At 63.6% G+C, this 23,718-nt stretch carries 24 protein-coding genes and 1 pseudogene; 11 read left to right on the top strand and 14 right to left on the bottom strand.

Annotated features, from left to right (window positions below):
- Positions 1–346: 346 nt before the first annotated feature.
- Positions 347–1,030 carry a response regulator gene (locus DBIPINDM_RS33735; protein ID WP_027043803.1) on the bottom strand — a complete coding sequence of 228 codons (684 nt, stop codon included), beginning with the start codon at positions 1,028–1,030 and terminating at the stop codon, positions 347–349.
- Between the two features lie 225 nt (positions 1,031–1,255).
- On the opposite strand from DBIPINDM_RS33735, the gene DBIPINDM_RS33730 reads away from it, so the two are divergent.
- Positions 1,256–1,951, top strand: coding sequence for a fumarylacetoacetate hydrolase family protein (locus tag DBIPINDM_RS33730; RefSeq protein ID WP_258583273.1), 696 nt, complete (start codon positions 1,256–1,258; stop codon positions 1,949–1,951).
- 4 nt (positions 1,952–1,955) lie between these two features.
- Positions 1,956–2,606, top strand: coding sequence for a maleylacetoacetate isomerase (gene maiA, locus DBIPINDM_RS33725; protein WP_258583272.1), 651 nt, complete (start codon positions 1,956–1,958; stop codon positions 2,604–2,606).
- A 4-nt stretch (positions 2,607–2,610) separates the two neighbouring features.
- Here maiA and DBIPINDM_RS33720 read toward each other — a convergent pair whose 3' ends face one another.
- Positions 2,611–3,855: an MFS transporter gene (locus DBIPINDM_RS33720; RefSeq protein ID WP_258583271.1), complete on the bottom strand. Its 1,245-nt coding sequence runs from the start codon at positions 3,853–3,855 to the stop codon at positions 2,611–2,613.
- Between the two features lie 99 nt (positions 3,856–3,954).
- Here DBIPINDM_RS33720 and DBIPINDM_RS33715 point away from each other — a divergent pair, with 99 nt between their 5' ends.
- A complete protein-coding gene (locus tag DBIPINDM_RS33715; protein WP_258583269.1) occupies positions 3,955–4,416 on the top strand; it encodes a winged helix-turn-helix transcriptional regulator in 462 nt (153 codons plus the stop codon).
- Positions 4,417–4,530: 114 nt separating this feature from the next.
- Positions 4,531–5,571, top strand: a complete 1,041-nt coding sequence (locus DBIPINDM_RS33710; RefSeq protein ID WP_258583268.1) for a zinc-dependent alcohol dehydrogenase family protein — start codon at positions 4,531–4,533, stop codon at positions 5,569–5,571.
- Positions 5,572–5,580: 9 nt separating this feature from the next.
- Here DBIPINDM_RS33710 and DBIPINDM_RS33705 read toward each other — a convergent pair whose 3' ends face one another.
- Complete coding sequence (locus DBIPINDM_RS33705; RefSeq protein ID WP_258583267.1) at positions 5,581–6,444, bottom strand: DMT family transporter; 864 nt, start codon at positions 6,442–6,444, stop codon at positions 5,581–5,583.
- 105 nt (positions 6,445–6,549) lie between these two features.
- Between DBIPINDM_RS33705 and DBIPINDM_RS33700 the strand changes: the two genes are divergently transcribed.
- A complete protein-coding gene (locus tag DBIPINDM_RS33700; protein WP_258583266.1) occupies positions 6,550–7,968 on the top strand; it encodes a PLP-dependent aminotransferase family protein in 1,419 nt (472 codons plus the stop codon).
- A gap of 17 nt (positions 7,969–7,985) precedes the next feature.
- Here the strand turns inward: DBIPINDM_RS33700 and DBIPINDM_RS33695 are convergent, their stop codons facing one another.
- The gene (locus DBIPINDM_RS33695; RefSeq protein ID WP_258583265.1) at positions 7,986–8,876 is read right to left on the bottom strand and encodes a LysR family transcriptional regulator; all 891 of its coding nucleotides are present in this window, start codon (positions 8,874–8,876) and stop codon (positions 7,986–7,988) included.
- Positions 8,877–9,004: 128 nt separating this feature from the next.
- Between DBIPINDM_RS33695 and DBIPINDM_RS33690 the strand changes: the two genes are divergently transcribed.
- Positions 9,005–10,474, top strand: coding sequence for an MFS transporter (locus DBIPINDM_RS33690; protein WP_258583264.1), 1,470 nt, complete (start codon positions 9,005–9,007; stop codon positions 10,472–10,474).
- Between the two features lie 23 nt (positions 10,475–10,497).
- Here the strand turns inward: DBIPINDM_RS33690 and DBIPINDM_RS33685 are convergent, their stop codons facing one another.
- The 3 genes from DBIPINDM_RS33685 to DBIPINDM_RS33675 form a co-directional block, all read right to left on the bottom strand.
- Positions 10,498–10,995, bottom strand: coding sequence for a MaoC family dehydratase (locus tag DBIPINDM_RS33685; protein ID WP_258583263.1), 498 nt, complete (start codon positions 10,993–10,995; stop codon positions 10,498–10,500).
- Between the two features lie 258 nt (positions 10,996–11,253).
- Positions 11,254–11,682, bottom strand: a complete 429-nt coding sequence (locus DBIPINDM_RS33680) for a phasin family protein (protein ID WP_258583262.1) — start codon at positions 11,680–11,682, stop codon at positions 11,254–11,256.
- 103 nt (positions 11,683–11,785) lie between these two features.
- Positions 11,786–13,081: a DUF445 domain-containing protein gene (locus DBIPINDM_RS33675; protein ID WP_258583261.1), complete on the bottom strand. Its 1,296-nt coding sequence runs from the start codon at positions 13,079–13,081 to the stop codon at positions 11,786–11,788.
- A gap of 310 nt (positions 13,082–13,391) precedes the next feature.
- On the opposite strand from DBIPINDM_RS33675, the gene rirA reads away from it, so the two are divergent.
- Positions 13,392–13,853, top strand: coding sequence for an iron-responsive transcriptional regulator RirA (rirA, locus tag DBIPINDM_RS33670; RefSeq protein ID WP_258583260.1), 462 nt, complete (start codon positions 13,392–13,394; stop codon positions 13,851–13,853).
- A 293-nt stretch (positions 13,854–14,146) separates the two neighbouring features.
- On the opposite strand, the gene DBIPINDM_RS33665 is transcribed toward rirA, so the two are convergent.
- The 5 genes from DBIPINDM_RS33665 to hemP are packed head-to-tail and all read right to left on the bottom strand — an operon-like array spanning position 14,147 to position 18,270.
- The gene (locus DBIPINDM_RS33665; protein ID WP_258583259.1) at positions 14,147–14,935 is read right to left on the bottom strand and encodes a heme ABC transporter ATP-binding protein; all 789 of its coding nucleotides are present in this window, start codon (positions 14,933–14,935) and stop codon (positions 14,147–14,149) included.
- Between the two features lie 23 nt (positions 14,936–14,958).
- Positions 14,959–16,062 (bottom strand): FecCD family ABC transporter permease, encoded by a 1,104-nt coding sequence (locus DBIPINDM_RS33660; RefSeq protein WP_258583258.1) that lies wholly within the window; start codon positions 16,060–16,062, stop codon positions 14,959–14,961.
- An 11-nt stretch (positions 16,063–16,073) separates the two neighbouring features.
- Positions 16,074–16,964 carry a heme/hemin ABC transporter substrate-binding protein gene (locus DBIPINDM_RS33655; RefSeq protein ID WP_258583257.1) on the bottom strand — a complete coding sequence of 297 codons (891 nt, stop codon included), beginning with the start codon at positions 16,962–16,964 and terminating at the stop codon, positions 16,074–16,076.
- Between the two features lie 12 nt (positions 16,965–16,976).
- Positions 16,977–18,038, bottom strand: coding sequence for a hemin-degrading factor (locus DBIPINDM_RS33650; RefSeq protein ID WP_258583256.1), 1,062 nt, complete (start codon positions 18,036–18,038; stop codon positions 16,977–16,979).
- A 22-nt stretch (positions 18,039–18,060) separates the two neighbouring features.
- Positions 18,061–18,270: a hemin uptake protein HemP gene (gene hemP, locus DBIPINDM_RS33645; RefSeq protein WP_027043821.1), complete on the bottom strand. Its 210-nt coding sequence runs from the start codon at positions 18,268–18,270 to the stop codon at positions 18,061–18,063.
- 199 nt (positions 18,271–18,469) lie between these two features.
- Between hemP and DBIPINDM_RS33640 the strand changes: the two genes are divergently transcribed.
- From DBIPINDM_RS33640 to DBIPINDM_RS33625, 4 genes are read left to right on the top strand one after another with little or no spacing between them, the layout of a single operon-like run.
- Positions 18,470–20,662, top strand: coding sequence for a TonB-dependent hemoglobin/transferrin/lactoferrin family receptor (locus DBIPINDM_RS33640; RefSeq protein WP_258583255.1), 2,193 nt, complete (start codon positions 18,470–18,472; stop codon positions 20,660–20,662).
- 5 nt (positions 20,663–20,667) lie between these two features.
- Positions 20,668–21,111, top strand: a complete 444-nt coding sequence (locus tag DBIPINDM_RS33635) for a hypothetical protein (protein WP_258583254.1) — start codon at positions 20,668–20,670, stop codon at positions 21,109–21,111.
- A gap of 41 nt (positions 21,112–21,152) precedes the next feature.
- Positions 21,153–22,211: a TonB family protein gene (locus tag DBIPINDM_RS33630; RefSeq protein ID WP_318036914.1), complete on the top strand. Its 1,059-nt coding sequence runs from the start codon at positions 21,153–21,155 to the stop codon at positions 22,209–22,211.
- 53 nt (positions 22,212–22,264) lie between these two features.
- A complete protein-coding gene (locus DBIPINDM_RS33625) occupies positions 22,265–22,579 on the top strand; it encodes an antibiotic biosynthesis monooxygenase family protein (RefSeq protein WP_019858631.1) in 315 nt (104 codons plus the stop codon).
- 49 nt (positions 22,580–22,628) lie between these two features.
- Here the strand turns inward: DBIPINDM_RS33625 and DBIPINDM_RS33620 are convergent, their stop codons facing one another.
- Together DBIPINDM_RS33620 and DBIPINDM_RS33615 are read right to left on the bottom strand one after the other, a co-directional pair.
- Complete coding sequence (locus DBIPINDM_RS33620; RefSeq protein WP_258583253.1) at positions 22,629–23,459, bottom strand: glycosyltransferase; 831 nt, start codon at positions 23,457–23,459, stop codon at positions 22,629–22,631.
- A 58-nt stretch (positions 23,460–23,517) separates the two neighbouring features.
- A pseudogene (locus tag DBIPINDM_RS33615) lies at positions 23,518–23,691 on the bottom strand (glycosyltransferase family 2 protein); the annotation flags it as partial.
- Between the last annotated feature and the right edge of the window lie 27 nt (positions 23,692–23,718).

The raw sequence follows: 23,718 nt of genomic DNA, 5'->3' as shown, positions 1-23,718 counted from the left end.
CGGGGAGAAGGTGGCGGCAGCCGGATGAGGGGCAGCGCCGACGTTCGCGATCTCTGTTCGGCCGCGAGAAAGAATAGCATGCCTTACATTGTTCAAAGAATCATTTTGAAAAGCGGGGAACTAATAACTGAAAGGGCGTTGCCTAACGGAGGTACGCTGGTAAACGCGGATTCTCCGGTAGTGGGAGACGTTCTAGAAATTTCCGTAAATGGGAAGATCATGATGGTCGAAATAATATGGGGTCGTTGGGCTGAACACGAAGATATTGATCCAGAGCATGTGTTCAGATTGCGTGCGAAGGAACTCTAGAGTGCACTAATTGCAGTGACGGTGCACTTTTCATTCCTCAAAACCCCGCCTGATCCCTGAACAGCTCCGCATTGTCCAGCTTCGAAACCTCGATCACCGCCTGCGTGCGGCTATACACATTGAGCTTGCGCAATATCTCCGAGACATGCGCCTTGACCGTGGTCTCGCCGACCTGCAGCTCATAGGCGATCTGCTTGTTGAGCAGGCCCTGGCGCAGCATCTGCAGCACGCGCAGCTGCTGCGGCGTCAGCTTGGACAGGCGCTGGACCATGTCGGCGCGGTCGATGCTGTCGGCGTCCGCCGGCTGGCCTTCATAGGTCTCCGGCACATAGATCGCGCCATCCATCACCGAGCGGATGGCAGCGGCCAGGTCGCTTTTGCGCGCCGATTTCGGGATGAAGCCGGCAGCACCATAGGACAAGGCCTCGGAAATGATCCTTGGCTCCTCATAGCCTGAGACGATAACCACCGGCAGCCGCGGATAACGCGTCCTGAGCTGCAGCAGCCCGTCAAAGCCATGCACGTCGGGCATGTTGAGATCGAGCAGCGCCAAATCGAACGGCTTTATCCCCGCCAGCAGATCGAGCGCCTCGGCAATCGAGCGCGCCTCGACCGTATCGACTTCCGGATAGGCCATCTGCACCGCGCTGTGCAGCGCCTCGCGAAACAGCGGATGGTCGTCGATGATCAGGAACCGGGCGCGATCGTTGGATACTGTCATGTGGCTCGTTCCGGTTTACCCGCCACACCATAGTCCTGTGACCATGGCCGGATTATTGGCAAATAGTCTATCGCCAGTTGATAGGATGCACTGCTGCAAAAGTGATGGGAACCCTGAATTCCTTGTACAGCCCCGGCAAAGCCTTTGCTTTATGAAAAGCGACGCCTTGCCCGGCCCCCGAAATCGGTCGAAGGTGCCGCCATCATCCCGAACGCAGAGACCACCATGACCGCCTTCATCCTTCCCGTGCCGCCAACGCCTTCTGTCGCCATCAGCGGGTCGGCCGAGCGATTTGCCGTGCGGCGTATTTTCTGCGTCGGCCGCAACTATGCGGCGCATGCGCGCGAATTGGGCAATGACGAGCGCGATCCGCCCTTCTTCTTCACCAAGCCGGCCGACGCGGTGGTCGATTCCGGCACAGTGATCCCCTACCCGCCGCTGACGGCCAATCTGCACCACGAAATCGAACTGGTGGCCGCGATCGGCGGGCCCGGCTTCCGCATTGCGCGTGACCGGGCGCTGGAGCATGTCTGGGGTTATGCCGTCGGCATCGACCTCACCCGCCGCGACCTCCAGGACGAGGCCAAGAAGGCGGCGCGGCCCTGGGACTGGTCGAAAGCCTTCGACCGTTCCGCCCCATGCGGCCCGCTGATCCCGGCACAAAAGACCGGCCATCCGACGAAAGGCCGTATCTGGCTCGCCGTCGACGGCAAGGTCAGGCAGGATGCCGATCTCACCGAACTGATCTGGCCGATCGCCGACATCGTCTCGATCTGCAGCGAGGGTGTCGAATTGCAGGCCGGCGACCTGATCTTCACCGGCACGCCCGCAGGTGTCGGCGCCGTGAAACCGGGGGAGACGATGACCGGCGGCGTCGACGGCATCGGCACGATCGAAGTGACCATCAGCCAGCCGAAGTGAGCGCATGAGCGAACTCATCCTGCACAATTACTATCGTTCCTCCACCTCCTACCGGGTGCGCATCGCGCTGGAGATGAAGGGGCTGAGCTATGACTACGTCCCGCATCATTTGCGCCATGGCGAGCATCTGGAACCGGCCTATCTCGCGGTCAATCCGCAAGGGCTGGTGCCGGCATTGGTGCTTAACGACGGCACGCTTTTGACGCAGTCGCTGGCGATCATCGAATATCTCGACGAGATCCAGCCCGCGCCGCCGCTGCTGCCCGGGGATGCGCTTGGCCGGGCGCGCGTGAGAATGCTGGCGCAGATGATCGCCTGCGACATCCACCCGGTGAACAATCTGCGCGTGCTGACCTCGCTGCGCACTTTGTTCGGCGCCGGCGACCAGGACATCACCAACTGGTTCCGCCACTGGGTGAACGAAGGCTTTCAGCCGCTTGAAAAGATTCTCGCTTCCTCGCCGCAGACCGGAACTTTCTGCCATGGCGAAGCGCCGGGGCTCGCTGACATCTGCCTGGCGGCACAAATCACCAGCAACGCCCGCTTCGGCGTCGACCTGGCGCCCTACCCGACGATCACCCGCATCAACGCCGCCTGCATGGCGCTGCCGGCTTTTCAGAAGGCAGCGCCGCAGAACCAGATCGACGCGGAGTAAATCTTCATCGGCCCACGCGCAGCGTCAGCGCCCAGAACAGCAATGCCAGCAGGCCGATGCCGGCGCCCAGCATACAGACGCCGCTCCAGCCCATGGCGCCATAGACCATGGTCGAGGCGATCGAGCCAAGCGCGCTGCCGAGCGAATAGAAGATCATGTAGCCGCCGACCAGACGGCTGCGCGCATCCGGCCGGCGCGCGAAGATCAGGCTCTGGTTGGTGACATGGACGGCCTGGATCGCCAGATCCAGCATGACGATGCCGGCGACGAGCAGCCACAGCGACAGGCCCATGAAAGCGATCGGCAGCCAGGCTGCCGTCATCAGCAACAGGCTGAGCCCAGTGACCAGTTGACCACGCCCGCGATCGACAAGGCCGCCCGTCCAGCGGGCACCGAGAGCGCCTGCGACACCGGCCAGGCCGAACAATCCGATCTCGGTGTGCGAGAGTGAAAATGGCGCGGCACTCAGCGGCAGCACCAGCGGCGCCCACAGCACGTTGAAGGTGGCGAAGATCAGCATGGCGAGCACGGCGCGCACGCGCAGCAGCGGCTCCTGCACGAACAAAAGCACCACCGATCCCAGCAGGCGCGGATAGGATGTGCGGGGTCGCTCGGGCTCGCGACGCGGCAGGATGAGAAAGAGAACCACCGCCATGATGAGCGTCAGCGCCGCCGAGGCGAGATAGACCCAGCGCCAGCCGGCGAAGTCGGCGACGACGCCGGCGACGAAGCGGGCAAGCAGGATGCCAAGGATGACACCGCTGGTGACGGTGCCGACCGCCCGCCCCCTTTGCGACGGCGCGGCGAGGTCGGCGGTATAAGCCACCAGCACTTGCACCACCACAGCAAACAGCCCGACAATTGCGAGGCTTGCCAGCAGCATCGCGGCGTTCGGCGCAATCCCGACCGCGATCAGCGCCATGACGGAAAGGATCGCTTGCCCGGCGATCAGCTTACGGCGGTCGAACAGATCGCCCAGCGGCACGATGAAGAACAGGCCGAGCGCGTAGCCGATCTGCGTGACCGTAACCACGATGCCGACCGAGGCCGGCGCGATGGCAAAATCATGCGCCATGGCGTCGAGCAGCGGATGGGCGAAATAGACATTGGCGACGCTCAGGCCACAGGCGATGGCGAACACCAGCGCGGTCATTGCTGACAGTCCCGGCGGTGACGCCGGCATGACCTGCGGCGGCCCATCGGACCGCTCCGCACTTGCTGTTGCGCTATTCACCACCCGCACATTCATGTCGCTCTCCACAAAAGGTTTCAAATTGAAACCACTTGCTGGATAGACAGAACAGTTTTATGTTGCAACTGAAATGACAGGGCTGGACCAACGATTGCCATGGTGAAACGAACGAGCCACCACGAAGCCGATTGCCTGATCGCCCGGCCGCTGGACGCGATCGGCGACTGGTGGTCGCTGCTCATCGTGCGCGACGCCTTCGACGGGCTGCGCCGCTTCGGCGAGTTCCAGAAGAGCCTAGGCGTTGCCAAGAACATCCTGTCAGCGCGGCTGCGCAATCTGGTCGCGCACGGCATACTGGAAACGGTTCCCGCACCCGACGGCAGCGCGCATCATGAATATGTGCTGACGCAAAAGGGACGTGGCCTGTTCCATGTCCTGGTTGCCTTGCGGCAGTGGGGCGAGACCTATTTCTCCGGACCGGGCGAGCCCTACACTTTCATGGTCGACACGCAGAGCGGCCGGCCGATCAGACGCCTGGAAGTGCATGCCGAGGACGGACGTCTGCTCGTTCCCGGTGACACAAGGCTCGCCGATTTCCGCAACCAGGAAAACAGCTGACCGCCTGGGCTGGTTCGGCGGACCGGCCAGCCTGGCGGAATCGATTTCCGCTTGACCGGACAGGGAATCGGCTATCGTTTCCCAGCGCGTGCCGTCTCAAGAGTGGAGTGACCGATGAAAGCCGTCGTCTTCGAGAAATTCGGCGAAGCGCCGACGATCCAGACCGTCCCCGATCCGAAGCCGGCTGCCGACGGCGTCGTCATCAAGGTCGAGGCGACCGGGCTGTGCCGCAGCGACTGGCATGGCTGGATGGGCCATGATGACGGCATCACCTTGCCGCATGTCCCGGGACATGAGCTGGCTGGCGTCGTCGTCGCCGCCGGCAAGCAGGTCAGCCGCTGGAAGGCTGGCGACCGCGTGACGGTGCCGTTTGCCGTCGGCTGCGGCCGCTGCTTCGAATGCACTTCGGGCAACCACCAGGTCTGCGAACACCAGACGCAGCCCGGCTTCACCGGCTGGGGCTCGTTCGCCGAATATGTCGGCATCGAGCATGCCGACACCAACCTGGTGCGCCTGCCCGAGGAGATGGAATACGCCACAGCCGCCAGCCTCGGCTGCCGCTTCGTCACCTCGTTTCGCGCCATCGTCGACCAGGGGCGGGTCAAGCCCGGCGAATGGGTGGCGGTGCATGGCTGTGGCGGCGTCGGCCTGTCGGCGATCATGATCGCAAGTTCGATGGGCGCCAATGTCATTGCCATCGACCTCACCGACGAGAAGCTGGACTTCGCCAAAAAGATCGGCGCCGTGGCGACCATCAACGCGTCGACGACGCCGAATGTGGTCAAGGCCGTCAAGCAGATCACCAATGGCGGCGCGCATATGTCGATGGACGCGCTCGGCCACCCCACCACCTCGTTCAACTCGATCGCCAATCTGCGCCGGCGCGGCCGCCATGTGCAGGTCGGCCTGATGCTGGGCGAACACGCCCGCCCGCAGGTGCCGATGGACAAGGTCATCGCCTTCGAACTCGAAATCCTCGGCAGCCACGGTATGCAGGCCTATCGCTACCCCGCGATGATGGAGATGATCCGCCATGGCAAACTCAAGCCCGAGCTTCTGGTTGGCAAGAAGATCAGCCTCGACGAAGCGCCCGCGGCGCTGATGGCGATGGGCGGCTTCGAGGGTATCGGGATCGGAGTGGTGACGAAGTTTTAGGGCGGGCGTCTATCGCGCAAACTTCTTCGCCCCGAACACACACGCCACCACGCCGAGCGTAACCAGCACCATCAGCGGGCTGACCTGCTCGTGCAGCAGTGTCGCCGCGAGCGCCAGGCCGAAGAAGGGCTGCAGCAACTGCAACTGGCCGACTGCCGCAATGCCGCCCTGCGCCAGGCCGCGATACCAGAAGATGAAGCCGATCAGCATGCTGAACAGCGAGACATAAGCGAGACCAATCCAGGCGTGGGAGCCGACGGCGGCAAAGGATACCGGCAGTGTCGCAACAGTCAGCACCAGCATGATCGGCAGCGACAGCGTCAGCGCCCAGCAGATCACTTGCCAGCCACCGAGCTTGCGCGACAGCGCGGCGCCCTCGGCGTAGCCCAGGCCGCAGACGACGATGGCGGCGAGCATCAAGCCATCGCCGACCGGCGAGGCCGTCACGCCTTGCATCAGCGCGAAGCCCGCGACCAGCGCACTGCCTATGCAGGAGAACAGCCAGAACGCCGGCCGTGGACGCTCACCGCCGCGCAGCACGCCGAAGATCGCGGTTGCCAGCGGCAGCAGGCCGACGAAGATGATCGAGTGGGCGGAGGTGACGTGCTTCAGCGCCAGCGCGGTCAGCAAGGGAAAGCCGACCACCACGCCCAGCGCCACGATCACCAGCGACAGCAGATCGCCCCGCTCCGGGCGCTTCTGCCGGAACAAGAGCAGCATTGCGAGGCCAAGCAGCCCGGCAATCGCGGCGCGGGCCGATGTCACGAATGTCGGATCGAAGTCCATCACGGCCACGCGCGTCGCCGGCAGCGAGCCTGAGAAGATCAACACGCCGATAAATCCGTTCAGCCAGCCGCTCGCGGTCTTGTCCATTCCAGGCTCCATGTCTTTCGCCCCCTATCGGGCAGATGCCATGGCGCAGCCAGAGACAATGGGGTACAATTCAGCGAAACTGTAATGGCCAAATGAGCAGTACGGATGACGGACTTCGCCTTGGAAACTGACGGCGCACGAACCCTGGCCGCCCCTACCCTCGTCGAAAGCGTCATGGCGACCATCCGCCAGCGGATCGCCGCGCGCAGCCTGACACCGGGAGCGCGATTGCCCTCCATCCGCGCCTTCGCCCAATCCATGCAGGTGTCGAAATCCACCGTAGTCGAAGCCTATGAACGGCTCGCCGCCGAAGGCACGATCCGCTCCCGGCCGGGGTCCGGTTTCTATGCCGCCGGCTCGCTGGCGCCGCTGTCGCTGGCCGAGATCGGCCCCCGGCTCGACCGCGCCGTCGATCCGCTCTGGGTCTCGCGCCAGTCGCTGGATGCCGGCGACGAGACCCTGAAACCCGGCTGTGGCTGGCTGCCGGCCTCCTGGATGCCGCAGGCCGGGCTGCGCCGGGCACTGCGCACGGTGGCGCGCGCCGACGATGTCGCGCTGGCCGATTACGGCACCCCGCTCGGCCTGCCGCCGCTGCGACAACTCTTAGCGCGGCGCATGGCCGGGCACGGTATCGAAGTCTCGCCCGAACAGATCATGCTGACGGAATCGGGCACGCAGGCCATCGACCTGTTGTGCCGGTTCCTGATCGAACCCGGCGACACCGTGCTGGTCGACGATCCCTGCTATTTCAATTTCCACGCTCTGCTGCGCGCCCACCGCGCCAAGGTCGTCAGCGTTCCCTACACGCCGTCGGGACCGGATATCGAGTTGTTCGCGCAGGCGCTTACTGAGCACCGGCCGCGCCTCTACATCACCAATTCCGCCATCCACAACCCGACCGGCGCGATCCTGTCGCCGGTGACGGCCCACCGTCTGCTCAAGCTCGCCGACCAATCGGACCTGACCATCGTCGAGGACGACATCTTCGCCGATTTCGAACATGCCCCTGCCCCGAGGCTCGCGGCCTTCGATGGCCTCAGCCGCGTTGTCCAGATCGGCAGCTTCTCCAAGACGCTGTCGGCATCGATCCGCTGCGGTTTCATCGCCGCGCCTCGCGACTGGATCGAGGGCCTGACCGACCTCAAGATCGCCACCACTTTTGGCGGCGGGCGGCTGGCAGCCGAACTGGTGATGACGCTGCTGAAGGACGGCAGTTACCGCAAGCATATGGATTTGCTGCGCGCCAAGCTGGCGCGCGCCATGGTCGAGACCAGCACCCGGCTGAAGGCGATCGGCATCACGCCATGGATCGACCAGCCGGCCGGCCTGTTCCTCTGGTGCAGCCTGCCCGATGGCGTGGACGCGGCCGACGTCGCACGCCGGGCGCTCACCGGCAACGTCGTGCTGGCGCCCGGCAATGCGTTCAGCCTGTCCGGAACGGCCAGCCGTTTCCTGCGCTTCAACGTCGCCCAATGCGAAGACGAGCGGATTTTCAAAGTGCTGGAAACCGCGATGAAGCGGTGATCGCACGTCGCTTTCAATCAGCGGCTCGCACAGACCTCCCGCACGCAGTCGCGCAACCAGCGTTGCGCCGGGTCGGCATCGAGGCGCGGATGCCAGAGCATGGAGATAGTGACCTCCACCGTGGCGACCGGCAGCGGAAAACTGTGCATGCCTGTGCGCGCGCCGGCCGTATGCCGCTCCGGCACGCTGGCGATCAGGTCCGAGGCGCGCGCCATGGCGAGCGCGGCCGAGAAACCCGAGACCATGCACACGACCGTCCGCTGCAAGCCGAGCCCGCCCAAAATCTCGTCGATCGGTCCTTTCTCGCGGCCACGCCGTGAAACACTGATGTGCCGGCCCGCCGCATAGCGCTCGGGCGTCACAATGCCCTCGCTTAAGGGATGGCCTGATCGAACGGCGCCGATAAAACGGTCGCGAAACAGCGCCTGGATGCGCACTTCCGGTCCGGTTTCGCCGGCAACGCCGATTTCCAGGTCGATCGCCGCGTCGCGCAGCGACATCACATCCTTGTCGGACTTGGGCGCGAAACGCAGCCGCACCCCTGGCGCTTCGGTCTCGATGCGGGCGACGAGACGAGGCCCGAACTCCTCGACGAAGCCCTCATTGGTGCGCAGCGTGAAGACCTTGTCCAGGCTTGAGGGATCAAGCAACTCGACAGGGCGCAGCAGCGCCTCCGCGTCCTGGACAACAGGGCCGACCTGCCGGCGCAATTCCTCCGCGCGCGGCGTCGCCACCAGGCCGCGCCCGGCGCGGACCAGCAGAGGATCGCCCGTCACGTCGCGCAGCCGCGCCAGCGTCCGACTCATCGCCGAGGGGCTGAGCCGCAGACGGCGCGCCGCGCGGGCGACGCTGCCTTCCTCCAGCAGAACGTCGAGCGCGAAAAGCAGATTGAGATCAGGGAACGTCATCCGCGGATCGTAGCATGATATGGCGTCTGGTGCATGAATATGATGCAAATGCTGCGCCTTTCGCCATATCAAGCACAGGACTAGATCTCCGACAGCTCCAGTTCCGGAGCGAATGGAAGGAGATCGCCATGGCAGTCGCCGCGCAAAATCGCGATGGGCTGATATCAGCCCCGCAGCAGAACCAATCGGTCGGCTGGGCGCTGGCAAGCCTGTCGCTCGCCACGCTGCTGTCGTCGCTCGGAACCAGCATAGCCAGCGTCGGGCTGCCCTCGCTGATGCAGGCGTTCGGGGCGACGTTCCAGGCCGTGCAATGGGTGGTTCTGGCCTATCTCCTTGCAATCACCACGCTGATCGTCAGCGCCGGGCGGCTGGCCGACATGTTCGGGCGCCGCCCCTTGCTGCTCGGCGGCATCGCGCTGTTCACATCGGCATCGGTGCTCTGCGGCCTGGCGCCGACACTCTGGCTGCTGATCGCCGCGCGTGCCGTGCAGGGGCTTGGCGCGGCGCTGATGATGGCGCTGACGCTTGCCTTTGCCGCGGAGACGGTGAGCAAGGACCGGACCGGCAGCGCCATGGGCCTGCTCGGCGCCATGTCGGCGATCGGTACGACACTCGGCCCTTCGCTCGGCGGCCTGCTGATCGCCGGCCTCGGCTGGCGGGCGATCTTTCTCGTCAATGTGCCGCTGGGCGTCCTGACCTTCGCCCTCGCCTGGCGCGCCTTGCCTGCCGGCAACAAGAGCGCGCAGGCCGCCCAAGGCAAGTTCGACGGGATGGGCACCCTATTGCTGGCCATGACGTTGGCCGCCTATGCATTGGCCATGACGCTTGGCCAAGGCCAATTCGGCGCGCTCAACATTGGTCTGCTGGCTGCGACTGGCATTGGCGTCACTCTGTTCGCCGTCGCCCAGAGAAGCGTGAAGAACCCTCTGGTCCAACTCGCCAGCTTCAGGGATCCGCGGCTCGGTGCCAGTCTGGCCATGAGCCTCATCGTCGCCACGGTGATGATGGCGACCCTGGTGGTCGCCCCGTTCTATCTGTCGCGGGGGCTGGGACTCGATGCCGCTATGGTCGGCGTGGTGCTTTCGGCCGGGCCGCTTGTCTCGACCTTGTCGGCGCTGCTGGCCGGCCGGCTTGCCGATCGCTTCGGAGCCCACAGGATGATGGTCGTCGGCCTCCTCAGCCTTGCAACAGGCACATTTCTTCTGTCGCTCGCCATGACGAAGCTCGGCATCGCCAGCTATGTCGTTCCCATTGCCGTCACCTGCTTCGGCTACGCCCTGTTCCAGACCTCCAACAATGCGGCCGTCATGAGCGGTGTCGCTGCCGGCGAACGCGGCGTCATATCGGGCCTGCTCAACCTGTCGCGCAATCTCGGCCTCATCACCGGCGCATCCTTGATGGGCGCCATATTCGCGGTTGCATCGGCCAGCACTTCGCAAGGAACAGGTGCTCTCAGTTCCGCCTCCGCAGCCCGGGGCATGCAGATCACCTTTGAGACGGCAACGGCCCTGGCACTGGTTGCGCTGCTGCTCGCGCTGTTATCAGCCCGCAATGCGATCAAGCGTGAACAATTGGGGCAATCAACGCGAAATTCCTGACAGTGCGGGGCTTGGGCGGGCGCTCAGGCCCCTGCTCGCTTGCGGCGCTCATACAGCATGACCAGCGTTTCCGCCGTCAGTGCCGGCTTTTCCTCGCCTTCGATCTCGACCGTATTGGCTGCCTTCATCAGATACTGCCCCGGCCCTCTGTCCTCCATGGAAAGCAGGACCGTGCGAAGCCTGATGCGCGCACCGACCTTGACCGGCGCCAGGAAACGCACCTTGTCGAAGCCATAGTTGAAGGCGGCCTGGGTGTTTTCCGGCACGATGCCCATGCCGAGCGCCAGCGCGCCAATGATCGACAATGTCAGATAGCCATGCGCGATCGTCGTGCGGAACGGGCTTTGCCGCCGCGCCCGCTCGGGGTCGACATGGATCCATTGATGGTCGCCGGTGCATTCGGCGAACTGGTTGATACGGTCCTGGTCGACCGTGGTCCATTCCGAGACGCCCAGTTCCTGCCCGGACATCGTCCTCAACTGCTCGTAGGTCGGCGGCGTTTTAGGCCGTACTTCTGTCATTCCTGCTTTCCCGATAACTTACCGCGCCTCCGGACCACGAACGGACGGCCCCTGTCAATTCGCCTTGCGCGAATCCGTTCCGCCGTATTCCGGCTGAATCGTGCCATGCCTTGCCATGCAATGGCAGGCCGAATTCGGATTTCGAACCTTCCAGCGCTGCCGGGAGCTTATAGCGTGGCGCGGATGCAACTATGCGCGAGGGTGCGGAATTGCAAACCGGCATGCCCTACCGGAGGCGTAACGGCAGGCCACGGGGATCTACTTCTGCCCGTAGCCGGCACGGATTTCCTCCATCGCCTCCTTGATGCGCGCGCGCAGGATTTCGATCGATTCGGTGCCGGATTTCCGGGCCAGTTCGGCCACCTCGCCGGCATTCTTCAGCGCAGCCTCGAAGGATTTGCGGGCGAACTCCGTCTGTTTGGCCATCAACTCCTGCGGATTGCCCGGCGCCCGGTAGCTCTGCGCCATGTCGGCAATTTCGCGCAGCGTGTCCTGCAGCATCTCGCGTTGCCTTGACAACAGCGAGGTTGCACCGGCAGCACCGGCTCGCGCCGATTTCTCCAAGGCTTCGAGGTTCTTGCGATGATGCGCAAGGATCGCCTCGACATCGACATTGGGCACCTTCAGGTCGCGGCCGAACCTGCCGAACATGTCCATGAAGGAATCGGATTCCGGTTGTTTGGCCATGATGTCTTCTCCCCTTTGCCGCGGATGCGGGTGCCCTCACGGCAAGGATAGCACTCGGGTGCCGTATGTCCATTTCGAACACCGGCCTGGCGATCGATGGGCATCAATTGACCGGGAGCAGCAACTCGATCGTATAGAGCACGATACCCGCCAGCCCGCCGATGATCATGCCGTTGAAGCGGATGTATTGCAGGTCCCTGCCGATGTTCATCTCGATCAGCCGCGTCAGTTGCGCAAGGTCCCAACGCTTGACCTGGTCGGCGATGAATTTCGACACGCCGCTCTTCTGGCTCTCGACGAAGGAGGCCAGCGCCACCACGAATCCCTGGTTCATGTCGGCCCGGATCTGCGCATCGCCGGCGAGATGACGGCCGACCTCGACGAACATGTTGGCGAGATGCGCGCGGATCACCGAATTCGGCGCCTTGGCGTCCTGCGCGATGAACAGGCTGAGGCTCTCCCACATGTCGCCGGCCAATCCCTTGACCTCCTGCCGAGCCAGAAAATCGCGCTTCATCTGCTCGGCGCGTTTGGCATACTGCTTCGATGTCCTGAGTTTTTCGATGAAGCCTTGAGCGAAACGGTCGAACTCGGCGCGCATCGGATGGTCGGGATCAGCCCGCACCTCGTCGAGCAAGGAACCCGCCGAGGCGACGATCTTCTTCAGGAGATAGGCGTCGGCTCTGAACAGGTTGAACAGCGACGGAAGCTCCTCGCGGATTTTTTCGCGCATTGTCGCCAGTGCCTGTTCGTCGTTCAGGAAGCGGCCGATCACCTTGATGAACTCGTCGAACAGCTTCTGGTGGCGGCGGTCGTCGGTGAGCGCAGACAGCAGCTCCGCCGCCAGCGGCGCCAGCGGAACTTTCTCGATCTGCTCCAGCATGCGGCTGGTGACGAAGCCACGCAGGCCGGACTGCTCGACAGCGGCAAGCGTCTGCGGCACCAGCCGCACGACGAAACGCGACAGGCCGGCGGCGCGTTCGGCGTCGGTCAGCCAATCGGCGACGAGTGCTGCAAAATCGACCTCGGCGAGTTTTTCCCGCACCGGCTCCGGCGCCAGGAAATTGGCCTCGATGAAGCGGCCGAGATTGTCGGCGATGCGGTTCTGGTTTTCGGGGATGATGGCGGTGTGCGGGATCGGCAGCCCGAGCGGGCGCCTGAACAGCGCTACCACCGCGTACCAGTCGGCCAGCCCGCCGATGGTCGCCGCCTCGGCGAAGGCAGCAACGAAGCCCAGCCACGGATAGGTGCCTTGGAACGACTTGGCCAGGGCGAACACCAGCACGCAAAGCGCGAGCGCGGCCGTGGCGATGAATTTGGTGCGCCGTAGCGCGGATAGCTTGGCGGACGCATCGGCATCGAAACGGACAGGCGCCAGGGACGGAGCCGATTGTGACATGGATGAACGCTCCTCGTCGATCTCTGGTCGACCTCTGGTCGATCTCTGGGTCGATCTCGAGCCTATCTAGTGCTTGGGCCGCCGAAATGCCCGTGACGGCCGATTTTCCTCAGCGATTTGCCGGGTTGCGCACATAAAGTTGACGAGAATATTCATCTATAATGCGAGGCTAGTCTGGAATTATTCCAAGGTATAGGCCATATTCGATCGAGGCCAGTGCGGAGAATCCGAAATTCCGGATCGGAGCCGCGCCAGCGAAGTTCTGGAATTCGGCGTGGTTGCACCGCGCCGGCGCCTAGTGAGGACAAAAATGCGGCTTACACGCCAGACCAATTATGCCATGCGCATCCTGATGTATTGTGCCGCCAACAATGACCGGTTGAGCCGCATTCCTGAAATCGCGGCCGCCTATTCGGTGTCGGAATTGTTCCTGTTCAAGATCCTGCAGCCGCTGGTCGAGCATGGCCTGGTGGAGACGGTGCGGGGCCGCAATGGCGGCGTCCGGCTTGGCCGTGCCGCGGAGGCGATCAGCCTGTTCGACGTCGTGCGCGTGACGGAAGAAAGCTTCGCCATGGCCGAATGCTTCGAGAACGATGCGACCGAATGCCCGCTGGTCGACAGCTGCGCGCTGAATTCGGCGCTGCGCGAGGCTCTCAACGCCTTCTTCGCCGTGCTCGCCCGCTACACGGTCGCCGATATGGTGGCGGCAAGGCCGAATGTGCGCAACCTGCTTGGCATCGACATGCTGGAGCGCCGCGCGCCAGCGGCGTAGTCCACGACGCGGCTTAGCGGTTTGATTCTATTGATGCCTTGCGCGCGACGCCGCCCATGAGGTCGTCATTCTAGGGCGGAGCAAGGAGCGAAGCGACGCAGCGCAGACCCTAGAATCCATTCCGTGACGTTCGAGCACCGCAGCTATGCAGAACGAGTGGCGGCAACGCCAGCGCCTCTTCTGCATCGCCGCATCCTTCGGTTGATGTAACGGAATGGATCCTCGGGTCTGCGCGTCCGCTTCGCTCCCGCTCCGCCCGTGGATGACGAAGTTGGGGAAGGCTGCCGCCAACCCTAAGCTGCGGATTGCGGCAGCACGAACGGCACATTGCCGGCCGGCAGCACGCCGACCCTGAGCCGGCAGTCGAAAACCTTCTCGATCAGATCATCGCTCAGCACGTCTTGCGGCGAGCCTGTCGCGGCCAGCCGGCCGCGATGCATGACGAAGATGCGGTCGGCATACATGGAAGTCAGATTGAGGTCGTGCAGGATGGCGACCACGCCGCCGCCCCTTCTGGCGAAATCGCGGGCGATGTTCATGATGATCAGCTGGTGCTTGATGTCGAGGCTCGAAACCGGCTCGTCGAGGAACAGATAGCGCGGCTTGCCGTCGAGCACCGGCGCCCAGACCTGGCACAGCACGCGCGCAAGCTGGACACGCTGCTGCTCGCCGCCCGAAAGCTCCTGGTAGAGACGTCCGGCAAAACCGTCGAGGTCGACACGCGCCAGTGCCCGCTCCGGCAGTCGCGCATCCTCGCCCGACAAGACTCCCGAGCGACCGCCGACAAGGCCGAGCTTGACCACCTCGCGCACCGTGAACGGGAAGGACAGCGTCGTCGCCTGCGGCAGCACCGCGCGATGCACGGCAATCTCGACCGGCTTCATCGCCGAGAGATCGCGGCCGTTGAGGGTGACGCGCCCGGTATAGGCGAGTTCACCCGACAACGCTTTCAGGAAGGTCGTCTTGCCGGAGCCGTTGGGGCCGACGATTGCCGCGATCTCGCCGGGCCGTGCATCGAAATCGACCCCGCCGACGATGCGCTTGCCGGCAATATCAACGGACACGTCCCTTGCCTCGATCATCTCAGCCTCACAAATCCCGTGTCTCACAAGTCAACGACGCCGCGCTTGCGCAGCAGTATCCACAGGAAGAACGGCGCGCCTGCTATCGCGGTGACGATGCCGATCGGCAATTCGGCCGGCGCCACGATGGTGCGGGCGACAGCATCCGCCAGGAGCAGCAGCGAGGCACCGAGCAGCGCCGAAGCCGGCAAGAGATAGCGATTGTCCGGACCGATCAGCAGGCGCAGCAGGTGCGGCACGACGATGCCGACGAAGCCGATGCCGCCGCTGACGGCGACAGACGCACCGACCGCCGCCGAAACACCGATGATGGCCGTGTATTTCAGCCGCTGCACCGGAATGCCGAGATGGCCGGCGGTCGCCTCGCCGAGCGCCAGCGCGTTGAGGCCGCGCGCCAGGAACGGCATCGCCGCCAGTGCCAGTATGATGATCGGCCCGACGGAACCGATCTTCTGCCAGGTTGCGCCACCGAGCGATCCGAGTTGCCAGAAGGTCAGGTCGCGCAGCTGGCGATCGTCAGCCATGAAGATGAGGATGCCGGTCAGTGCCATGGCGAGCGCTGCCAGCGCGATGCCGGCCAGCAGCATGGTGGCAACCGAGGTTTGCCCGCGTCGCGTGGCGACCTGATAGAGCACCAGTGTCGTGGCGAGGCCACCGAAGAAGGCGGCCAGCGGCAGCGCGAGCGTGCCGAACAAGGCTGTCACCGGCGCCAGCACCGTGGTGCCAAGCACGATGACGGCGACGGCGCCGAGGCTGGAGCCGGCGGAAACGCCGATCAAGCCAGGATCGGCCAGCGGATTGCGGAACAGCCCCTGCATGACGGCGCCCGAGACCGCCAGTGCTGCGCCGACCAGCATGCCGAGGATGATGCGCGGCAAGCGGATGTCGTAGACGATCAGGCTGTCACGGGCGCTCAGCACTGCATCACCCGGGACAGCGCCAAGCAGCCAGTCCCTGAGGAGATTGACGGCCGAAGCATCCGATGCCCCTGATGTCAGCGACAAAAGCGCGGCGGCCGCGAGCCCGATGCACAGCAGCAGGATGACGATGCGGGCGCGACCCGAACGGTCGCCTTCGGATGCACTCGCCATCGCCTTCACCGGGCCGGCGATCGATTGATCGACCATGATCTGCCTGCTCAGTCCGTGACTTCAGCGCCATAGAGCGAGACGGCGAGGTCGTGGATGGCTTCAGCCGTGCGCGGCCCGAAGCCGAGCAGATAGCCGCCATCGATGCGGATCAGCTTGCGCGCGGTTCCGGCCGGCGTCGAGGCAACAGACGGATTGCCGAACAATTCGTCGTCCGACACCGGCGGTCCGGCATTGGTCATCATCAGGATGACGTCAGGCCTGGCGGTGATAACAGCCTCGTCGGACATTTGCTTGTAGCCGGAGAAGCCTTCGACGGCGTTGACCCCGCCCGCCAGCTTGACCATGCCGTCGGCAGCGGTTTCGCTGCCGGCCGCCAAGATCTTGCCGCCCTGTATCGACAGCACGAACAGGACACGCTTGCGCTCCTTGATCGAGGCCGTCTGTTTTTCTGCGGCGGTGAGCTTGGCATCGAGCTCCTTGGCCAATACATCGGCCTTGGCGTCGACGCCCAGCGCCTTGCCGACGATGCGAACCTTTTCGAGGATGCCTTCGCGGCTATAGTGCTCGGGCACCTCGATGAACGGAATGCTGGTCTTCTTCAGCACATCGACGGCCTCCTTGGGACCGCTGCCCTGCAGCGCCAGGATGCCGGTCGGATTGACCGACAGCACACCTTCCGGCGACAGCGCGCGCATATAGCCGACATCGGGCAGGTCGAGCGCCGCTTTCGGATAATTGCTGGTGGAATCGCGCGCCACCAGATGTTTCTCCTCGCCAAGCGCATAGACGATTTCGGTGATCGATCCGCCTATGGCGGCGATCTTGGACGGATCGGAGAAGACCGAGACGCCCTCGGTGGCGGCAGCCGGCTGCAGCGCTGTGAAGGCCAAAGCGAGGCCAACCATCGGACCGGCGATGATCTTGGAAAAACAGCCCATTGTCGTTTCTCCTCAGGCTGCCGTCGGGCTTGGAATGCGCGGCAGATTCTCGGCCAGGAAGCGCCAGTCGTCGCGCTCGCTTTCGCCTTCGTGGCGCTTGCCGAAGAACTGGATGATCATGTTGCCGTCGGCGGCGTAGACCTCGAGCGATGTGACATGGCCGTCCTTGGTCGGCTTGCGCACCGCCCAGACCTCGTGGATGTGGTCGGTGCGCAGGTGCAGATGGAAGGTCTCGTCCAGCACATTGATCCACGGCCCCATCGGCTTGATCGACTTGACCGGTCCGGAATGGATCTGGATGCAGCCGCGGTTGCCGACGAAGCACATGATCGGCATCTCGCCTTCGGCGGCATGGTGGAACATGGCGCGAACCGCGTCATTGTCGAGCAGCCAGGCATAGTCCGTTCCAACCATGCGCACCGCCTGGCGGCGGCTGAGCTTCAGCGTTTTCAGCATGCCGAAGAACTGGTGCACGTCGGTCAGCCGGCTCCAGCGGTCTCGCAGATCGTCAAGGTTGGCGGTCGTCGCAATGGCCTCGCCCTCATCGTCGGGGGCTTGTCTTGAGATGGCGACCGTCGGTTCCTGGTTGGACGATTCCAGCGAGGCGACCAGCTTCTGGTAGGCATAGAGACTGGAGGCCGGACGCAAATGCACCTTGTGCACTGCCTCGCCCGCCGCGTCGAAGAACTGCAGGCTGCGGCGGATGTCGTCGCCGTCGCGCTTCTCCACGGCAAAACCGTACGCCCAGACTTTCGGGAAGATGCGCAGGTCGATGTTCTCGCCAAGCACCATGGCATTGTGGTTGCCGGTGACGACCTTGTCATAAACGCCGATCTTTTCGTGCACGGCGCTCTCATTGCGGGTCAGCGCCATCACCTCACCGACGGCCTCGAGACCGGTCAAGAGGTCGTTGACGCGCGGCTCGACGCGGACGACGCCGTCGCCGCAATGCGCGGCGACCAACTCGGCTTCCGAAATGCCGAGTTGGGCGGCAAGGTCACGCTCGCGCGTTTTCGGATTTTCCGTCCGTGCCCACCGGATTTCATGCGGGGCGGGTTTTACGCGCTGGTCCATGTCTCGTCCCTACTGCCTTGCCTTACTTGTTGAGAATGAGCTTGCCCTGCCGGGTGATCTTCAGCCGGTAGAGCGCGCCATGATGCTCGATGCCGATCTCGTGCTCGCCCTGGAACAGCGTGTTGCTGGACAATGTTCTGACCGCCAGCGGAACCCGATCGAAACGGGTGACGGGGGCCTCGTCGGAACGGCGGACGCGGTAGCGAAAGTCATTGGGATTGTGCGTGTTCATCCGGGTCGATCCCTTTCCTGTGCCGGGCGTCTAGCTAGGCGTTGCGAAGATCCGATTCATTTCTTGACTTGAATAATCATGTTTATTAGTCAGTGCAATACCGGATTAAATGAGTCAACATTTAACACGCCGGACACGATCAAAAATGCCGGCGAGCCACGGGCCAGCCAGCACGAAACCTGGAATCTGGAGTTGGGGCATGGGGTTGTTGGTGAACTGGGAATGGCGCGGCCGGTCGGCGGCGAACGGTGTGGCGGCTTTGTTGGCAAGCGTGGCGGCGATCGCCCTGTCCGCGCCATCGGCGCATGCCCAACAGGCAACGCAGCCGGCGGGCGAGCAGACGGACCAATCGAAGAAGACTGACCAGGAGAAGGCAGCCCCCGCAGGCGCGACGCTGCTCGACAAGATCCTGGTGCTCAGCCGCACCGGCGAGACGGCGATCGAATCACTGGCCTCGGCCAGCCATCTCGATCAGGAACAGCTCGACCGCCGCATGGCGACGACACCGAACGAGATGCTGCTGGGTGTGCCCGGTGTCACGACACAGGCCGACGCCAGACGCGTCAGCACCAGCATCAACATCCGCGGCCTGCAGGATTTCGGCCGCGTCGCGGTCATCGTCGACGGCGCACGCCAGGATTTCCAGCGTTCAGACCATGGCACGCAGTCGACCTTCTACATCGACCCCGAGCTCGTCAAATCCGTCGATGTGATCCGCGGTCCTGTCGCCAACACCTATGGTTCGGGCGCCATTGGCGGCGTCGTCTTCTTCGACACCAAGGACGCCGCGGACTTCCTCAAGCCGGAGGAAACATGGGGCGCTTCGGTAACCGGACGCTATGAGAGCAACGGCAAGGGCTGGACCACCAGCGCCACCGGCGCCTACCGTTTCAATGAGAACTGGGACGCGCTCGGCAACATCGTCTACCGCAACTATGACAACTACAAGGATGGCGGCGGCGACACCGTCAACGGCACCGGCTTCGACGTGTTGAGCGGCCTGCTCAAGACCACCATCCGCCCGACCGACAACAGCGAGCTGAAGCTCGGCTGGGTCGGCTCAAGCGACAGCTGGGACGAAACCAGCGGCGGCGTGCCGGTGAATGATGTCGACCTGAAGTCGAACACCTTCACGGCCCGCTACAACATCACGGACGAAGACAAGAGCTGGCTCGATCTCCACATCAACACCTCCTACAACAAGACCAATCTCGACCTGACCAGCCTTGTTCCGCAAAACCGCTTCGATCCGGTCACAGGTCTTCCGGTGGTGCTGCCAGCAGGCTCGACGTCGACTTTCGATGTCGGCACGGCCGCAATCGACATCTGGAACACCTCACGATTCGAGACCGGTGGCGTTGCGCACGAATTGACCTATGGCGGCGACTGGGTGAATGACGACGTCAAGACTGGCGGCACCGCCGGTGGCGACAGTTTCTACACGCCGTCGGGCAAGCGGAATGTGTCCGGCGCCTATGTCCAGGACAAGCTCACCTGGGACTGGCTCGAGGTGATCGCCGGGCTGCGTTACGACAGCTACAGCCTCAAGGATGACACCCACGATACATCGGGCGACCGGCTGTCGCCGCGCATCACCGTCGGCGTCTCGCCCTTCGACAACGCCAGCCTTGCCGGCCTGCAATTCTATGGCACTTATGCCGAAGGCTACCGTTCGCCTTCCCTCACGGAGACTCTGATCAGCGGCAACCATCCGGCAGGTGTCACCTTCCCGTTCCTGCCCAATCCGAACCTGCGACCTGAGACCGGCAAGACGACCGAATTCGGCATCAACTACAAGCAGAACGATATATTGGAGGCTGGCGACGCCGTCCGCATCAAGGCGGCATATTTCAACAATGACGTCGACGACTATATCGAAGGCGTGACATTGTCGCCGTTCGCCCCAGGCAGTGGTTGCCCGTTCGGCCCGGGCATTCCGATCTGCTACCAGTACCAGAATTTCGCCAAGGCCAAGATCCACGGCTTTGAGTTTGAAAGCGTCTACGACGCCGGGTGGGGCTATGCCGGGCTTTCGGCATCGATCACGAATGGCCACACCATTTCCTACAAGGGTGTGGAAGCCGATCTCGCCACAATCCCCTCTTCGCAGGTCACCGCCCAGCTCGGCCTGCGCTTCCTCGAGGACAAGCTGACCGTCGGCGGCGAGGTGCAATACAACGGCAAGCCGAAGGGCAATGCGGTGGCCGAGGACTACACACTGGTCAATGCCTTCGCCAGTTATCAGGCGACGGACAATGTGAAGGTCGATTTCCGCGCCGACAATCTGTTCGATGTCAAATACGCCAACCCGCTGAACGGCACCACGACAGTCGCGGTCTATGAGCCGGGCATCACGCTGAAGCTGGCGGCAACAATGCGATTTGGAGGCTGATGATTATGAAGAGCTTGACGACATCTCTTCGTCTGCTGACCTCGACGCTGGCGATGTCGCTTGCGATGGTTCCGGCGTGGGCTGAAGGGTCCGCGCCGGTCCCCGCGCTCACGCTGGAGCTCAATGCCGCGCAACCTTCCGACAAGGGCTGCCGGCTGACCTTCGTGGTCAACAACAATCTCGGCGCCGACCTCTCCAAGGCGGCGTTCGAGATCGCCCTGTTCAACGAGGCCGGCGTCGTCGACCGGCTGACCGTGCTCGACTTCAAGGACCTGCCGGCAGGCAAGACCAAGGTGACACGCTTTGATCTCGCCGGCACCGATTGCGCCAAGATCAGCCGCGTGCTGATCAACAGCGCGACGGAATGCGCCGGCACCGGCGTCGAACCGAACGCCTGCATGCGCAAGCTGAAGACGGACACCAAGACCGGCATCGCTTTCGGCGTCTGAGAACGGCGTTGGGACTGCATCCCGCATTCACGCGAAAGACCGTGGCCTGGCCGCTGGCCGGCCACGGTTCGCTGATACCAGGGGCGAACGATCTTGATTTGACTTTTGCCCGCTGGTCGCTGCAATTTCCAGCCCGCGACATGCAGGAAATCAGTCCCCTCCCCGACGCTGGCAGCGAGCTGGCGATAGCGCCGGCCGAGCCGCTTGCACTCGTGCGGCCCGCGGCCCGATGGCCCATTGCTATTGTCGTCTCCGGCCTGCTCCATGGCGCAGCGGCGGCATTCTTTCTGATCTCACCTTCCAGCCCATTCAATCCCAGGGATTCGGTGCAATCGGAAGGCAGCGATCAGACCGGAGACAAGGTGGCTGGCAGCGCGTTGGACAAGGATCCGGCGGCAATCAATGTCACGCTGGAGCCGAAACCGCGGCCGCCGACAAAACCTTCGCAGCCTGAGCGGCAAGCTGTGAAGCAAGCTGCCGAACCCACCCAGGAAGCAGCCAAGCCTTTGCCGGAAGCTGTCAAACAGCCAGCGGCTACGCCGGACATACTGATGGCGACAACCCCGCGCCCCGATAACCAGAGTGTGGCTGCCAAGACCGAAACACCGACACAGCCGAGCGTCCAGGCCGAGAGCAGCGTAATGCCTGTCGCCATTCCCGAGCGGCCGCCGATCCCCAGTGCAAGGCCAACTCCGACAGCCGTCCCGGCAACTGCAAGCGAAGCATATGAGGACCGCGGCACAGCGGACGGCAACGAAATCAAGGCGGCAATTGCGAGCAAGGGCCGAAAGCAAGCCGATACCGGGAACGCGGCGGCGTCCCGCTACAGCGGCGAGGTAGCCAGCAAGTTGGCTCGCGCCAATCGCCGCGTATCGAAATCCGCACAAACGACAGCCCGCAACAACGCGTTGGTGGCATTTGTCGTGCTGGCCAATGGAAACATTGTCGACCTGCAGCTTGCCAAAAGCTCAGGCTCGCCCGAACTCGATCAGTTCGCTTTGGAGCTGGTGCGAAAGCAGGCACCGTTCCCGCCGATTCCTCCCGAGACCGGGCTGATGAATTGGCGGTTCAAAGCGCCAATCGGCCCCTTCTCGCCTTGACCGCTCAAGCAACTACCCAACATCAACGCTCGCGAATAGCCGAAAGGAACTCCATGTACATCGCCATGAACCGCTTCAAGGTGCAGAACGGCTCGGAGGCCGATTTCGAGGCCGTGTGGAAGAACCGCGATTCCAGCCTTGCCGAGATGAAGGGTTTTCGGGAATTCCATCTGCTGCGCGGCCCGGTCAACGAGACCGAAGGCTACACGCTGTTTGCCTCGCACACGGTGTGGGCGAGCCAGGATGATTTCGTCGCCTGGACCAAATCGGAAAACTTCCGCGCCGCGCACAGGAATGTCGGCACGACGAAGGTCCACTATCTCGGCCACCCGCAGTTCGAAGGTTTTTCGGTCGTCGAAGGCGCCTGACCTGGCTTTGCCCGAGCAAATACGAGAACCTCCGGCACCCTTGTCATGATCACGTGGAACCGCGCCCACCCAGCCGACGCAGCCACTGGCCAACATGCATGCGCAGCCATTGCCAGGGCCGCCCCCGGATCAGGTGTCGCATCAGCCGCGGATCGTCGGCCAGCTCCCTGAACTGACGCACATGCTGCGTCAGGAATGCGGGTATGAAATTGCGCCCGTTGACATCACTGAGCCAGGCTGAATTCTCCAGCACATAGTCGACGACATCCGCCGCCAATGTGCTCCTGTAGGCCCGGTAGGCAGGTGTTTGCCGCACATGGCCGCCGGCAAAGCCACTGCCGGTGGAGGACTGGTTCGACCCGTGCAGGCGATAGAGGCCAAGCCCTTCGGAAAGGATGAGGCTGCCGCCGGCCAGATGCGCGCATGTGGCCGTCAGATAATCCGTCCCCACCTTGGCCTTGAACGGGAAGGACAAGATCGGTTCCAACGCGCCACGCCGGTACATGATCGCCGAGCATGGTGACCATAGCCAGCCGGTTGTCGCAGGCGCGAAATAGGTCACCGGATGCTCCGATGCGTAGGCAATCCCGGACGCTATGCCGGCAAGCTGGCCACCCGGCGCGATGGCGACGCCATTACTATCTGGCCCGGAGCGCGGTTTGCGCAAGGGAAGGAAAGTGCCGCTGAGCAAGGTGCCGCTGCCATCGACCAGGAACACATCGGAGCTCGATAGCGCGGCCGAATGTGTCGCGTTGAGGTGGGCGGACAGATGCGCCAGGAGAAAATCCGGCAGCCAAGCATCGTCGGCATCGAGAAATACCACGAAAGGCGCGTCGGTCGCGGCAAAGCCATCGCGGAATCCCGCGATCTGCCCGCCCATTTTGGGAGCGCGCCAGCAGGCGCAGGCGCGGATCGTCTATGGCTGCCAGAAGCTGGCGGATATGGTCGGCCGAGCCGTCGGTCGAGGCGTCGTCGACAATGACGCAGTCCCAGTTCCGGTAGGTCTGCGCCAACACCGAGCGGATCGCCTGTTCGACGTAGGGCCGGTAATTGTAGCAGGTGATGACCACCGCCACGCGCGGCAGCTCAAACGGTGGGGACTTGTCTTCCATCTGATCGGTCGCCCCGCTCGAATTGCC

Source organism: Mesorhizobium sp. AR02, assembly GCF_024746835.1.
In the GTDB taxonomy this organism is placed as follows: Bacteria; Pseudomonadota; Alphaproteobacteria; order Rhizobiales; family Rhizobiaceae; genus Mesorhizobium.
Note: the sequence above shows the minus strand (reverse complement) of the source record. Positions and strands in the feature narration are given on the sequence as shown.

Excerpts from the sequence above, each read along its gene's own strand:
- rirA (WP_258583260.1), top strand. The coding sequence starts at position 13,392 with ATGCGGCTTACACGCCAGACCAATTATGCCATGCGCATCCTGATGTAT.
- maiA (WP_258583272.1), top strand. The coding sequence starts at position 1,956 with ATGAGCGAACTCATCCTGCACAATTACTATCGTTCCTCCACCTCCTAC.
- DBIPINDM_RS33715 (WP_258583269.1), top strand. The coding sequence starts at position 3,955 with ATGGTGAAACGAACGAGCCACCACGAAGCCGATTGCCTGATCGCCCGG.
- DBIPINDM_RS33730 (WP_258583273.1), top strand. The coding sequence starts at position 1,256 with ATGACCGCCTTCATCCTTCCCGTGCCGCCAACGCCTTCTGTCGCCATC.
- hemP (WP_027043821.1), bottom strand. The coding sequence starts at position 18,270 with ATGAACACGCACAATCCCAATGACTTTCGCTACCGCGTCCGCCGTTCC.
- DBIPINDM_RS33675 (WP_258583261.1), bottom strand. The coding sequence starts at position 13,081 with ATGTCACAATCGGCTCCGTCCCTGGCGCCTGTCCGTTTCGATGCCGAT.
- DBIPINDM_RS33640 (WP_258583255.1), top strand. The coding sequence starts at position 18,470 with ATGGGGTTGTTGGTGAACTGGGAATGGCGCGGCCGGTCGGCGGCGAAC.
- DBIPINDM_RS33695 (WP_258583265.1), bottom strand. The coding sequence starts at position 8,876 with ATGACGTTCCCTGATCTCAATCTGCTTTTCGCGCTCGACGTTCTGCTG.
- DBIPINDM_RS33710 (WP_258583268.1), top strand. The coding sequence starts at position 4,531 with ATGAAAGCCGTCGTCTTCGAGAAATTCGGCGAAGCGCCGACGATCCAG.
- DBIPINDM_RS33690 (WP_258583264.1), top strand. The coding sequence starts at position 9,005 with ATGGCAGTCGCCGCGCAAAATCGCGATGGGCTGATATCAGCCCCGCAG.
- DBIPINDM_RS33685 (WP_258583263.1), bottom strand. The coding sequence starts at position 10,995 with ATGACAGAAGTACGGCCTAAAACGCCGCCGACCTACGAGCAGTTGAGG.
- DBIPINDM_RS33650 (WP_258583256.1), bottom strand. The coding sequence starts at position 18,038 with ATGGACCAGCGCGTAAAACCCGCCCCGCATGAAATCCGGTGGGCACGG.
- DBIPINDM_RS33720 (WP_258583271.1), bottom strand. The coding sequence starts at position 3,855 with ATGAATGTGCGGGTGGTGAATAGCGCAACAGCAAGTGCGGAGCGGTCC.
- DBIPINDM_RS33735 (WP_027043803.1), bottom strand. The coding sequence starts at position 1,030 with ATGACAGTATCCAACGATCGCGCCCGGTTCCTGATCATCGACGACCAT.
- DBIPINDM_RS33665 (WP_258583259.1), bottom strand. The coding sequence starts at position 14,935 with ATGATCGAGGCAAGGGACGTGTCCGTTGATATTGCCGGCAAGCGCATC.
- DBIPINDM_RS33635 (WP_258583254.1), top strand. The coding sequence starts at position 20,668 with ATGAAGAGCTTGACGACATCTCTTCGTCTGCTGACCTCGACGCTGGCG.
- DBIPINDM_RS33700 (WP_258583266.1), top strand. The coding sequence starts at position 6,550 with ATGACGGACTTCGCCTTGGAAACTGACGGCGCACGAACCCTGGCCGCC.
- DBIPINDM_RS33620 (WP_258583253.1), bottom strand. The coding sequence starts at position 23,459 with ATGGGCGGGCAGATCGCGGGATTCCGCGATGGCTTTGCCGCGACCGAC.
- DBIPINDM_RS33625 (WP_019858631.1), top strand. The coding sequence starts at position 22,265 with ATGTACATCGCCATGAACCGCTTCAAGGTGCAGAACGGCTCGGAGGCC.
- DBIPINDM_RS33680 (WP_258583262.1), bottom strand. The coding sequence starts at position 11,682 with ATGGCCAAACAACCGGAATCCGATTCCTTCATGGACATGTTCGGCAGG.
- DBIPINDM_RS33705 (WP_258583267.1), bottom strand. The coding sequence starts at position 6,444 with ATGGACAAGACCGCGAGCGGCTGGCTGAACGGATTTATCGGCGTGTTG.
- DBIPINDM_RS33660 (WP_258583258.1), bottom strand. The coding sequence starts at position 16,062 with ATGGTCGATCAATCGATCGCCGGCCCGGTGAAGGCGATGGCGAGTGCA.
- DBIPINDM_RS33655 (WP_258583257.1), bottom strand. The coding sequence starts at position 16,964 with ATGGGCTGTTTTTCCAAGATCATCGCCGGTCCGATGGTTGGCCTCGCT.